Origin of the sequence: Yersinia sp. 2466 StPb PI (assembly GCF_041538325.1) — a bacterium.
GTDB lineage: Bacteria > Pseudomonadota > Gammaproteobacteria > Enterobacterales > Enterobacteriaceae > Yersinia > Yersinia enterocolitica_E.
Genome location: NZ_JAULSL010000001.1, coordinates 68640 through 81577 on the forward strand (window position 1 = coordinate 68640; position 12938 = coordinate 81577).

Below are 12938 nucleotides of genomic sequence, written 5' to 3' on the forward strand. Positions count from 1 at the left end.
GGCGTATGTAGCTTCAATTTAAGGGGAGGATACTCCCCTTTATTAATACTTTGCCATAAGACAGTGATTTATTTATGCAATATAAATCTAGAAGAAAAGAAATGATCTTTCGAATGGTGCAAATATTAACATTGGCAGGTTTGAGTTTATTATTGCCTGGAATGGCTGCAGCAGTAGAGTTTAATACCAATATTATCGATGCAAAAGATCGCAGTAATATCGATCTGTCTCGTTTTGAGGTTGATGATTATACCCCTCCTGGTGATTATCTGCTTGATGTCCTGATTAATGGCCGGCTGTTACCTGAGCGCTACCTGATACCCTATTTACCTGTCGATGATGGGAAATTAACTAAATTATGCCTGTCTCCAGATTTAGTTGATCTGCTAGGGTTAGCTCCGGCTGTGCGTGAGTCGCTGACATTATGGAATGATGGCAAGTGTGTCTCTATTGATCAAAAAGAAGAAATTACGGCAAATTACGATAAAGAAAAACAATATTTAATTATCTCTATTCCACAAGCATGGTTAGCTTACAGTGATCCTAATTGGGTGCCGCCTTCTCAATGGGATGATGGCATTCCCGGCGCTATATTGGATTACAACCTGTTTGGTAATCGTTATGCGCCGAAAAGTGGTAGTAGTAGCACTAATTTTAGCAGCTACGGAACTGCGGGCGCCAATATGGGGCCATGGCGTATCCGTGCTGATTACCAATATATCAATAATGAAACAGAAGGCTCGCACTACAGTAATTTTGACTGGTCACAAGTGTATGCATTTCGGGCTATCCCAGCGATAGGGGCTAAATTTATTGGTGGTCAAACCTATCTCAGCTCCAGTATTTTCGATTCATTTCGTTTTCTGGGGGCATCACTTTCCAGTGATGAGCGGATGTTGCCACCGACACTGCGTGGCTATGCACCGCAAGTGATCGGCATTGCTCGCACCAATGCCAGAGTCATTCTGAGCCAAAATGGCCGTACCCTTTACCAAACTAACGTTGCTCCGGGGCCGTTTGTTATTCAAGATATTAGTGAGGCGGTACAGGGCAATATTGATGTCCGCGTGGAAGAGGAGGATGGTCGTGTAACCACTTTCCAAGTTAGCGCCGCAACCGTACCATTTTTAACCCGCAAAGGCGCCATCCGCTATAAAACGGCTTTGGGCCGTCCGATGCAGGGCAGCAATAACGCGGTAAGTGATCCGACTTTCTTTAATGGTGAGTTTTCATGGGGGGCATTTAATGATGTTTCCTTGTATGGCGGAGTGATTGCGACGTCACAGGACTACACCGCGATAGCCATGGGTGCTGGGCAAAATTTGCATGATTTCGGTGCGCTGTCTGTCGATGTTACACATTCCCGCTCTCAGTTACCGCATGAAGGGAAGCAGAGTGGTGAAAGCTACCGGGTTAACTATTCCAAGCGTTTTGACCAGACTAATAGCCAGATTACCTTTGCCGGATACCGTTTTTCCGAAAAGAACTTTATGAGCATGAGCCAGTATTTGGATCGGCTAAATGGCAATAATTATCTACAAAATGATAAGCAAACATACACCGTGACCGCGAACCAATATTTGGCCTGGCCGGATATCACTATGTACTTATCTGCTACCCATAAAACTTACTGGAATGATGTATCCAGTAATAATTACGGTGTTTCTGTCAGCAAAATTTTTGATATTGGCTCTTTTAAAGGCATTTCGACGACAATCTCTGCCAATAAAGTGAAATACCAGTATGAAAGCGAAAATCAGGTGTTCTTCTCATTCAGCGTCCCGATTGGTGTTGGGCAGCAGGTCAGTTATGACGCGCAACGTGATAAGAACAACGGCTACTCGCAGAATATCTCCTATTTCAACAGCCAGGACCCGAGGAATATCTGGCGTGTCAGCGCCGGGGGCGCCAGCCCTGAAATACAGCAAGGAAATGGCGTGTTCCGTGGTGGCTATCAGCATAGCTCCCCTTATGGTGAGTTTGGTGTCGATGCCAGCCATAAAAATAATGAATATAACTCGTTGAATACCAACTGGTATGGCTCGATAACCGCGACTGCGAAGGGTGTTTCAGCTCACCAGAATAAATCGGGTAATGAGCCAAGAATAATGATTGATACCGGCAATGTTTCAGGTGTGTCATTGAATAATAATTCGGCGATTACCAATCGGTTTGGTGTGGCAGTGGTAAATGGCGTTACCAGTTATCAGCAGTCAGACGTTCGGGTTGATGTGCAAAGCCTGCCGGAAGATATTGAAGTCTATAGTACTGTTATTCAAAAAACCCTAACCGAAGGTGCTATTGGTTACCGTGAAATTAGGGCAGTAAAAGGTCAGCAAATTATGGCCATAATCCGCCTCAATGACGGTAGTTTCCCACCACTTGGGTCATCGGTTATTGCTGATAAAACCGGAGCCGAGGTAGGTATTTTAGGCGAAAGTGGCTTGGCCTATTTGGCTGGCTTAGAAGATGCCGGGAAACTGACGGTTCAGTGGGGCAAAAAGCAGTGCAAGATAGTATTGCCGGAAAATAACGGCATGAATTCAGGGAAAATTCTACTTCCTTGTCAGTAGGTTAGGCAGCAATATGGAAAAATATTAATTAAAATAGTTTATTGACCGAAAACTATTATTGACCGTAAATTATTTTTTACCCAAAACTGTTGCTTACTTAAAGCAGTTATTCACAGCATAACGATCTAATTTAGAGCGGAACAGAAAATGAAAGACCTTAATAACATGATGCTGGTTAGGAAGAACCAGCAGATAAATAATGCCATAGTAGGGATTGCCTTATTGCTTACCACGATGGTCAGTGAGGCGGCGATTAATCTTGACCGGACACGGATTATCTTCAACAGCAGCGATAAATCAGCCAGTGTTATTTTGCAAAATCAGAGTAAAACATCACCTTATTTAGCGCAATCATGGTTAGAAAATGCCGCTGGCCAGAAAGTAGATAACCCATTGGTTGCTTTACCGCCAATGCAGCGGATTAATGCCGGCCAAAAAAGTCAGGTGCGCATTATGAAACTGCCTGATGCTGATAAATTAGCTACAGATCGCGAGACGCTATTCTATTTCAACGTGCGGGAAGTACCACCAAAAAGTGAAATGACCAACGTGGTACAAATTGCGATTCAAAATAGAGTGAAGCTATTTTACCGCCCTACGGCGATAAAAGCAGATTATAACGAGGTCTGGCAGGAAAAATTACAGATTAGTAAGCAAGGTGAAAGTCTAAAAATTCATAACCCGACACCGTATTACATCACGTTAGGGTATTTAAGCCAGGATAATCGCGGTAATTTCCCCGGTTTCGATAGCCTAATGATCGCGCCTTTTGGTACTGAGATTGCCAAGACGCCAGGTTATAGTGGCAGTCGTTATAGCATTGGTTATATGGATGATTTTGGTGGCATGGTCATCCGTATTTTTAACTGCTCGGCTGTTGATTGCCAAATTCAACCTGCGGAAAAGAAAAAGTAATGCGCGCAGCCTGTTCCGGTACCGGTAAAGGAATGACAATGACTCATGCTATGTTAAATAAAATGGGCCGGATGGGTGGCTCGGTAGTTATTTTATTGGTGACGCTGCTGTTATCGCAGGCGGCCTATGCCCTTGATTGTGTTGAAAAGGGAACCGGTATTGTGATTAAGCCTGCGATACCTATCGGGCAATTAGCGATACCATCGAATGTTGCGGCAGGGACGAAAGTCTGGGAATCGAACGATATTACTGTTACAGCCTATTGCGATAACGTATTAGGCTCGACGGTTGACCAAGTGTGGTTCTATTTTAACCCGCTACATCAATCGTTGGGGCAGGGGTTGCAATTAGGTGTCAGTTATAATGGGCAGGATTTAGAAACTAACGCGGCCCGTTTAAATACCAATTCCTCTCCGATTGTTAAAGGGCAAAACGTTACCGTTACGGTGACTTTCCGGCTATATATTAAAGTGACCGGTAACCCACCTTCGAGCGGTTATTATGTGGGTGCAGATAACTTCACGGTATTCCAACTTGATGGTTCAACTGGGCTGAATCTGACCTCTGGGGCAAAGAACTTGCGCTATGCCTTATCAGGGTTAACGGGAGTACGGTTTATTGCCTGCGGTGCAGACTTGGTGGTATATCCAGAATCGCAAATCGTGAATTTTGGCGTATTCAATAAAGCGTTGCTACAAAATAGCGGCAATAATATTAGTCAGCCGTTTTCCATTACCGCAGTCAAACAAGGTTGCTTGTCCAATTTTTCTATTCAGGCGCAGTTCTCAACCACGAATCCGTTAGTGGGTGATAATGCCATTGATATGCAAAACGGCACGAAATTGACGATTTATAATGATGCCAGTCAGGCGATTGTATATAACCGTTATAACGAGTTCGCACAGTTGAACGATGTGAGTCAGGTGACAAAAAATTATACTGCCAGCCTAAATGCTATTGCCGGGCAATCAGTGAAATTAGGCCAATTTGATGCCACAGCCATCGTGAAAATCAACTATTACTAATACGCTCAGGGCTGAGGGGTATTACTCGCCAGCCCTGAGGTGTTATTTACTCACATAACGGCAGTAATTGCTGATAGAGCTTTTTGAAGATTGTCCGTTGAGCAGTGTAATAGTGATGGCGATCTGTATCAGGTAAATGGGTTTGTTCCAATATCAGTTCAGGTAATAAGTCCGCTAATGGCGTTTCTGGGTTCAGTGCAATTTGAGCCAACCGGGCTGCGCCCAACGCTGGGCCGATATCCCCCCCGGTACGATATTCCAGCGTTTGGCCACTGATATCAGCCAACATTTGCCGCCAATAGGCACTGCGAGCCCCCCCGCCAATCAATGTGACTGATGTCGGCTGCAATCCGCTGGCATGCACCGCATCCATCCCATCAGCTAAAGCAAATCCCACCCCTTCTAACACCGCACGGGCTAAATCTGCCCTGCCATGTTGGTGGGTAAAGCCCCAGAATGCCCCTTTAGCATTAGGGTTATTATGGGGAGTCCGTTCGCCAGAAAGGTAGGGTAAGAACCATACCGGGGTAGCCGCTGGCGGTGCTTTCTCCACTTCTGCTATCAGTGCAGGAACATTATCGACGCCGGTGAGTTGGCAAGCCCAGTCAAGACAGGATGCGGCACTTAGCATCACCGACATCAGGTGCCAGGTATGTGGTAATGCATGGCAAAAACTATGAACTGCGCTGGCGGGGTTGCTGAGAAAGCCGTCACTGACGGCAAAATAGACGCCGGAGGTACCCAGCGACAACATCGCCTGTCCGGTCTGATACAGACCAACACCAATAGCACCGGCAGCATTATCACCGCCTCCGGCCACTACCGGAATGGTGTTGATACCCCAGCGGTGGGCAATAGCTGTACTGACATGGCCGGTAATCTGGCTGCCTTCAAACAGTGCTGGCATGTGCTGGCGGTTTAAACCGCAGGCGGCCAACATCTCATCACTCCAGTCACGCTGCGCGACATCCAGCCACATAGTACCGGCGGCATCGGACATATCGCTGGCGAAATCACCACTGATCAGAAAACGAAGATAATCTTTTGGTAACAGTACCTTATCAATACGACTAAAAATATCTGGCTCATGCTCAGCCAGCCATTTCAGTTTTGGTGCGGTAAACCCGGGCATCATCAGATTACCTGTAATCTGGCGCGACTCGGGTACTGCTTGCTCCAGTGCCTGACATTGGGCAAAACTGCGACCATCATTCCATAGAATGGCTGGGCGCAGCACCTGATGTTGTTTATCCAGTAAGGTTGCGCCGTGCATTTGCCCGGTTAACCCAAGGGCTTTTACCTGCTGCAAATCATGTGCTGCGGCCAGAGCCTGCATGGCCTGATCGGTTGCCTGCCACCAGTCAGCTGGGTTTTGTTCCGACCACAACGGGCGTGGGCGCGAGACGGATAAAGCGGCACTTTGGCTCGCAACTACTTGCCCGTTTTCGGCCAGTAGAATTGCTTTGACGCCGGAGGTGCCCAAGTCGATGCCAAGGTACATATACCTTCCTTATAGGTGAGATTGGGGCAGCGGGTGCCCCATCTTAAACATCAGCCGAATAAATAGCGGTTAACCAGATTTTCTAACTGCTCCTGATGACCACTCTGATGTTGCGGATTCAGGTTATGCTGTTCGGCATAGCGTGCCAGCTCTTCCAGCGACAGTTTACCTTGCAGAATTTGCTGACCCATCTCAGTATTCCAACCGGCATAGCGCTTGGCAACGCGTTGATCCAACTGACCATCTTCAATCATTTTGGCGGCAACTTTCAGTGCCAGCGCCATGGTATCCATCGCCCCAATATGGCCATAGAACAGGTCATATTTATCGGTACTTTGGCGGCGTACTTTTGCATCAAAGTTCAGCCCACCGGTAGTAAAACCACCCGCTTTGAGGATCTCAAACATCACCAACGCATTTTCTTCTACACTGTTTGGAAACTGATCGGTATCCCAGCCCAACTGTGGATCACCACGGTTAGCATCTACTGAACCGAAAATACCTAAGGCAATAGCACTGGCGATTTCGTGATGGAACGAGTGGCCCGCCAATGTGGCATGGTTGGCCTCAATATTTACTTTAATCTCTTTTTCCAGCCCAAACTGCTTGAGGAAGCCATAAACGGTAGCCACGTCATAGTCGTACTGATGCTTGGTGGGCTCCTGTGGCTTAGGTTCAATTAATAGCGTGCCCTGGAAACCGGTTTTATGTTTGTGCTCCACCACCATCTGCATAAAGCGGCCAATCTGCTCGCGTTCCTGGCGCAAATCGGTGTTTAACAGTGTTTCGTAGCCCTCACGCCCGCCCCATAACACATAGTTTTCACCGCCGAGTTTTTTGGTGGCATTCATGGCAGTAAAGACTTGAGTTGCAGCCCAACTAAAGACTTCTGGATCAGGGTTAGTGGCTGCCCCCGCGCCATAGCGTGGATGGGTAAAGCAGTTAGCTGTACCCCATAATAATTTTACGCCGCTGCTCTCTTGTTTCTCGGCCAATACCTCGGTCATAACGGCAAAATTATTAAGATACTCTTTCATTGACGCGCCTTCTGGCGAGACATCGATATCATGGAAGCAGTAATAAGGCACATTCAGTTTATGAAAGAATTCAAATGCGACATCGGCTTTGCGTTTTGCCAGAGCCAGTGCATCCCCCGGATGCTGCCACGGGCGATCAAAGGCATTGCTGCCAAACATATCGGCCCCGCCCCAGCAGAAGGTATGCCAATAACAGGCCGCAAACCGGAGGTGGTCGGCCATTCGCTTACCAAGAATAATTTCATCCGGGTTGTAATGATGAAATGCCAGCGGGTTAGCGCTCTGGCTGCCTTCGTAACGCACTTGTTCTAATTCATCAAAATAAGATTGCATGCAATACTCCTTGGAAGCTGGCCCCGCTTTTGCCGGGCTGATGAGCTTTTATCTTCGGAGTTGTTAGTGATTCTCTCAATTACGTTATTTCACACTTAAATTCAGAGAATTATTAATTGTGGTGTAGATCTCATAAATAACCGCTTAATTATAAAAATGCTTAGATATTCATTACACGGATAACATCCCGTAATGGAATTATGCATTTTATGAGGAAGAAAACATGATCGTTATCATAAAATTAACATTAAACCAAAAAACATAATTGGCGGATGAAAATCTGTAATTGCCGATGTGCAAATAAGCGTCAACAATCCCTATTGCAGTCGATGTTTACCGTTTCTCTTACCCTGCTTGCACAATAAGAAAGGTACCGAAAGATGAAATTTAAGAACATTTTACTCTCCGCATGTGCCGCTCTGGTGATGATTAGCCAGCCCGGATTTAGTAAAGAAATTAAAATCGGTATGGCGATAGATGATCTCCGCCTGGAACGTTGGCAGAAAGACCGCGACATTTTTGTTAACAAAGCTGAATCACTTGGCGCTAAAGTATTTGTGCAATCTGCAAATGGCAATGAAGAAACACAGATGTCACAAATAGAAAATATGATTAATCGTGGCGTTGATGTGTTAGTTATTATTCCCTATAACGGTCAAGTATTAAGTAACGTTATCGCCGAGGCTAAACGGGAAGGGATAAAGGTATTAGCGTATGATCGTATGATAAATAACGCTGATATTGATTTTTATATCTCATTTGATAATGAAAAAGTGGGTGAGTTGCAGGCGAAAAGCCTGGTTGAGCGGGTGCCGCAAGGCAATTACTTCCTGATGGGTGGGTCACCCGTCGACAACAATGCCAAGTTGTTCCGCCAAGGGCAAATGACAGTGCTTAATCCACTGATAAAAGAGGGGAAAATAAAAATTGTCGGTGATCAGTGGGTTGATGCCTGGTTACCAGAAAATGCCTTGAAAATTATGGAGAATGCACTCACTGCCAACAATAACAAGATTGATGCTGTGGTGGCATCCAATGATGCAACTGCTGGCGGGGCAATTCAGGCGTTAGCTGCACAAGGGTTGGCAGGGAAGGTGGCTATTTCCGGTCAGGATGCTGATTTGGCTGCAATAAAACGAATTGTTGCGGGTACGCAAACTATGACCGTATATAAACCAATCAGTAAATTAGCCAATGATGCGGCAGAAATTGCAGTCACCCTGGGTAAAGGTGAGGAACCAAAAGCCAACAGTAAATTAAATAATGGTATAAAAGATGTTCCTGCTTATTTATTAACACCGATTCAAGTTGATAAAAGCAATATTGATAGCACTATCATAGCCGACGGATTCCACAAAAAAGCAGATGTTTATTGATTGGCATATTGCTGATTGGACTTTGTAATAAACGGCCAGTTATTTAATTTATTAACATGGCCGTTATTTAATGTAGCCGCAATGCTATAAAATCAGCAGTATTAAGGAGGGGTTATGCCCTACCTGCTAGAAATGAAAAATATTACTAAGCAATTCGGTGTGGTTAAAGCTGTAGATAATATCAGCCTGACATTAGAGGCCGGACAAGTATTATCGTTATGTGGTGAAAACGGTTCGGGAAAATCCACACTAATGAAAGTGTTATGTGGTATTTATTCCGCCGGTTCTTATCAGGGAGAAATATTTTTTTCAGGCGAAATGTTACAGGCCAAAAATATTCGTGAAACAGAGCAAAAGGGCATTGCGATAATTCATCAGGAACTGGCGTTAGTGAAACAGATGTCGGTGCTGGAAAACATGTTCCTCGGTTCCGAATGGGGGCGCTTCGGCATTATGGATTACGATGCCATGTATTTACGCTGCCAGCGGATGTTGGCACAGGTCAAACTGGTCGTCGACCCTCACACTCCCGTCGGTGAGTTGGGCCTTGGGCAGCAACAGCTCGTTGAAATTGCGAAAGCGCTGAATAAACAAGTGCGGCTACTGGTATTAGATGAACCTACCGCCTCACTGACTGAAAGTGAAACCGCTATTTTGCTGGATATTATCCGTGACCTGCGAAACCACGGTATTGCCTGTATCTATATCTCGCATAAATTGAATGAAGTCAAAGCGATATCCGATCATATCTGTGTGATCCGCGATGGTCGTCATATTGGTACCCGCCCGGCGGCGACCATGAGCGAAGATGACATTATCGCTATGATGGTAGGCCGCGAACTGAAAGAGCTTTACCCCCATGAAGCCCACCATATTGGCGAAGAAATTCTACGGGTGGAAAATCTCTGTGCCTGGCATCCGGTCAACCGCCATATTCGCCGGGTCGATGAGGTCTCTTTCGTGTTGAAACGTGGCGAGATTCTAGGTGTTGCCGGGTTGGTAGGCTCAGGTCGAACCGAAACAGTGCAATGTCTGTTCGGCGTCTATCCGGGCCGTTGGCAGGGAGATATTTTTATTGATGGTAAACCGGTGACCATCAACACGTGTCAGCAGGCGATGAAATTGGGCATTGCGATGGTGCCAGAAGATCGCAAAAAAGACGGCATCGTACCGGTGATGGGGGTGGGCGCGAATATCACACTGGCGGCCTTGGATGATTTTACCGGTGCTTTTAGCATGCTGGATGATGCCAAAGAGCAATCCACCATTGCGCAGTCTCTGGCGCGGTTAAAGGTCAAAACCTCTTCATCAGAGCTGGCGATTGCCCGCCTTAGCGGTGGTAATCAGCAAAAAGCGATTCTGGCTAAATGCCTGTTACTGAACCCGAAAATTTTGATTCTCGATGAGCCAACTCGTGGTATAGACATCGGCGCAAAATATGAAATCTATAAACTTATCAATCAATTGGTCCAGCAGGGAATTGCGGTCATTGTGATTTCCTCTGAATTGCCGGAGGTTTTGGGATTAAGTGATCGGGTGCTGGTCATGCATCAGGGGCGCATCAAAGCTGATCTCATTAACCATAACCTGACCCAAGAAAAGGTCATGGAAGCCGCACTCAGGAGTGAAACCCATGTCGCAAGCTAATCAGTCTGAACTGAATACACCAGAAAATGGCGTTAAAAAGCCACTATTTCGGCTAAAATCTGTTAATTTGCAAGTTTTTGTCATGTTGGCCGCTATTGCCATTATTATGCTGTTTTTTACTTTTACCACTGAAGGGGCCTATCTCAGCGCCAGAAATATCTCGAATCTTCTGCGCCAAACGGCGATCACCGGCATCTTGGCGGTGGGGATGGTGTTTGTCATTATCTCAGCGGAGATTGATCTGTCGGTCGGTTCGATGATGGGGTTGCTGGGCGGTGTGGCCGCGATTTTTGATGTGTGGCTTGGCTGGCCGTTGCCGCTAACCATTGTGGTTACGCTAGGCTTGGGGCTAGTACTGGGGGCATGGAACGGTTGGTGGGTTGCCTATCGCAAAGTTCCTTCATTTATTGTCACCCTTGCCGGAATGCTGGCTTTCCGTGGCATCTTAATCGGTATTACCAACGGCACCACAGTATCGCCAACCAGTAATGCGATGTCACAAATCGGCCAAAGCTACCTGCCTAATGGATTCGGTTTTGGTATCGGGGCGATTGGCCTGATGTTGTTTGTGGCCTGGCAATGGCGTCGGCGTAGTCACCGTATTCGGCTGGGTTTGCCGGTTGCGGCACCCCAGGGAGATGTTACTCGCCAATCTATTACTGCTGTAATAGTTCTTGGGGCTATATATTTATTGAATGATTATCGTGGTGTCCCTACCCCGGTATTAATTCTTACGGCGCTGATGCTGGCCGGTATATTTATGGCTACCCGGACTGCTTTTGGTCGCCGGATCTACGCCATTGGCGGCAATATCGATGCAGCCCGTTTATCTGGGGTCAATGTAGAACGCACCAAACTGGCGGTATTTGCTATCAATGGATTGATGGTGGCAATAGCCGGTCTGATTCTTAGTTCCCGCCTGGGGGCGGGTTCACCTTCTGCGGGTAATATTGCCGAATTGGATGCCATCGCAGCTTGTGTGATTGGTGGTACCAGCCTTGCAGGGGGTATCGGCAGTGTTGCTGGTGCCGTGATGGGCGCATTTATTATGGCTTCTCTCGACAATGGGATGAGCATGCTGGATGTGCCGACTTTCTGGCAGTACATTGTCAAAGGTGCGATTTTGTTGCTGGCTGTATGGATGGATTCCGCGACCAAACGCCGGGTTTAACCCTATCTTTTTGCAGAGAGATCAATGCCATACTGCGTTGATCTCTCTGCTTATTGAGTCTTGATATCCCACCTATTTCAGGAGCCATTCCCATGTTTGAGAAACGCTACCGGATAACCTTGCTGTTTAACGCTAACAAAGTATACGACCGGCAAGTGGTGGAAGGGGTCGGTGAGTATTTACAAGCTTCACAATGTGATTGGGATATTTTTATTGAAGAGGATTTTCGTTGCCGTATCGATAACATTCGAGATTGGCTGGGTGACGGTGTTATTGCCGATTTTGATGATCGGCAGATAGAGCAATTACTGGCGAATGTAGATGTCCCGATTATTGGCGTGGGTGGTTCTTATCATCAACCGGCAGATTATCCGCCGGTCGATTATATTGCGACGGATAATGCAGCGCTGGTTGAGGCTGCTTTTATGCACTTGAAAGAAAAGGGTTTAAATCGTTTTGCTTTCTACGGACTGCCTGCCAGCAGTGATAAACGCTGGGCACAGGAGCGAGAATATGCTTTCCGACAGTTAGTGGCGGCAGAGCAATACCAAGGGGTGGTTTATCAAGGAATGGCTACCGCGCCGGCTAACTGGCAATACACCCAGAACCGCCTGGCGGACTGGGTGCAGACCTTACCACACCAGACCGGGATTATTGCTGTGACGGATGCGCGAGCGCGACATTTGCTCCAAGTGTGCGAGCATCTGGATATTGCGGTACCCGAGAAGCTGAGTGTTATTGGTATTGATAATGAAGAGTTAACCCGCTATTTATCGAGGGTGGCACTCTCTTCGGTGGTGCAGGGAACCCGACAGATGGGCTATCGGGCAGCTAAGTTGTTGCATCAACGCCTTAATCAGCGTCAGAAACAACAAGAGACAGCGCCATTACAGCGCATTCTGGTGCCACCGGTTAAAGTCATGGCCCGCCGCTCAACCGATTTTCGCTCGCTACGTGATCCGGCAGTGATTCAGGCGATGCATTATATTCGCCATCATGCTTGTAAGGGGATTAAGGTTGAGCAGGTATTAGATGCGGTAGGAATGTCGCGCTCAAATCTGGAAAAACGCTTTAAGGATGACATTGGGCAGACCATTCATGGCGTAATTCATGAAGAAAAGCTTGATCGGGCGCGTAACTTATTGGCTGCCACTTCCTTGCCTATCAATGAAATATCGCAAATGTGCGGCTATCCATCGCTACAATACTTCTATTCGGTATTCAAAAAAGGCTATTCCATTACCCCGAAAGAACACCGCGATAAATATGGCGAAGTGAGCTATTAACTGATTCGGTACTCTCAATAATGTCTCATCCCACTCTTACTTGAGGGGATTATTCATCATGTTTATTGAATGGC

At 46.6% G+C, this 12938-nt stretch carries 9 protein-coding genes; 7 read left to right on the plus strand and 2 right to left on the minus strand.

What is annotated here, in order from left to right:
• Nucleotides 1-113 precede the first annotated feature (113 nt).
• The 3 genes from Q2T72_RS00285 (at nt 114) to Q2T72_RS00295 (ending at nt 4513) form a co-directional block, all read left to right on the plus strand.
• On the plus strand, nt 114-2573 hold the full coding sequence (locus Q2T72_RS00285) for a fimbria/pilus outer membrane usher protein (protein ID WP_227746574.1): 2460 nt from the start codon (nt 114-116) through the stop codon (nt 2571-2573).
• Nucleotides 2574-2720: 147 nt separating this feature from the next.
• Complete coding sequence (locus Q2T72_RS00290) at nt 2721-3488, plus strand: molecular chaperone (RefSeq protein WP_083161439.1); 768 nt, start codon at nt 2721-2723, stop codon at nt 3486-3488.
• A 38-nt stretch (nt 3489-3526) separates the two neighbouring features.
• Nucleotides 3527-4513, plus strand: a complete 987-nt coding sequence (locus Q2T72_RS00295) for a fimbrial protein (protein WP_083163973.1) — start codon at nt 3527-3529, stop codon at nt 4511-4513.
• Between the two features lie 46 nt (nt 4514-4559).
• On the opposite strand, the gene xylB is transcribed toward Q2T72_RS00295, so the two are convergent.
• Both xylB and xylA read right to left on the minus strand, forming a co-directional pair.
• Nucleotides 4560-6014 carry a xylulokinase gene (gene xylB, locus Q2T72_RS00300; RefSeq protein ID WP_372568446.1) on the minus strand — a complete coding sequence of 485 codons (1455 nt, stop codon included), beginning with the start codon at nt 6012-6014 and terminating at the stop codon, nt 4560-4562.
• A 50-nt stretch (nt 6015-6064) separates the two neighbouring features.
• Entirely contained in the window at nt 6065-7384 is a 1320-nt protein-coding gene (xylA, locus tag Q2T72_RS00305) for a xylose isomerase (RefSeq protein ID WP_083161436.1), read from the minus strand.
• Nucleotides 7385-7764: 380 nt separating this feature from the next.
• Between xylA and xylF the strand changes: the two genes are divergently transcribed.
• The 4 genes from xylF to xylR all read left to right on the plus strand — a co-directional run bounded on the left by xylF (nt 7765) and on the right by xylR (nt 12864).
• Nucleotides 7765-8760, plus strand: a complete 996-nt coding sequence (xylF, locus tag Q2T72_RS00310; RefSeq protein WP_050086873.1) for a D-xylose ABC transporter substrate-binding protein — start codon at nt 7765-7767, stop codon at nt 8758-8760.
• 114 nt (nt 8761-8874) lie between these two features.
• The gene (locus tag Q2T72_RS00315; protein ID WP_372568447.1) at nt 8875-10407 is read left to right on the plus strand and encodes a xylose ABC transporter ATP-binding protein; all 1533 of its coding nucleotides are present in this window, start codon (nt 8875-8877) and stop codon (nt 10405-10407) included.
• Entirely contained in the window at nt 10394-11578 is a 1185-nt protein-coding gene (gene xylH / locus Q2T72_RS00320) for a xylose ABC transporter permease XylH (RefSeq protein ID WP_083161431.1), read from the plus strand. Before Q2T72_RS00315 ends, xylH begins: the two co-directional genes overlap by 14 nt.
• Nucleotides 11579-11670: 92 nt before the next feature.
• Nucleotides 11671-12864 (plus strand): D-xylose utilization transcriptional activator XylR, encoded by a 1194-nt coding sequence (xylR, locus tag Q2T72_RS00325; protein ID WP_083161429.1) that lies wholly within the window; start codon nt 11671-11673, stop codon nt 12862-12864.
• Nucleotides 12865-12938 lie beyond the last annotated feature (74 nt).

Bases quoted from the DNA above. Each gene is read 5' to 3' on its own strand.
- xylA (WP_083161436.1), bottom strand. From the start codon at position 7,384: ATGCAATCTTATTTTGATGAATTAGAACAAGTGCGTTACGAAGGCAGC.
- Q2T72_RS00285 (WP_227746574.1), top strand. From the start codon at position 114: ATGGTGCAAATATTAACATTGGCAGGTTTGAGTTTATTATTGCCTGGA.
- xylR (WP_083161429.1), top strand. From the start codon at position 11,671: ATGTTTGAGAAACGCTACCGGATAACCTTGCTGTTTAACGCTAACAAA.
- xylB (WP_372568446.1), bottom strand. From the start codon at position 6,014: ATGTACCTTGGCATCGACTTGGGCACCTCCGGCGTCAAAGCAATTCTA.
- Q2T72_RS00290 (WP_083161439.1), top strand. From the start codon at position 2,721: ATGAAAGACCTTAATAACATGATGCTGGTTAGGAAGAACCAGCAGATA.
- xylF (WP_050086873.1), top strand. From the start codon at position 7,765: ATGAAATTTAAGAACATTTTACTCTCCGCATGTGCCGCTCTGGTGATG.
- xylH (WP_083161431.1), top strand. From the start codon at position 10,394: ATGTCGCAAGCTAATCAGTCTGAACTGAATACACCAGAAAATGGCGTT.
- Q2T72_RS00295 (WP_083163973.1), top strand. From the start codon at position 3,527: ATGACTCATGCTATGTTAAATAAAATGGGCCGGATGGGTGGCTCGGTA.
- Q2T72_RS00315 (WP_372568447.1), top strand. From the start codon at position 8,875: ATGCCCTACCTGCTAGAAATGAAAAATATTACTAAGCAATTCGGTGTG.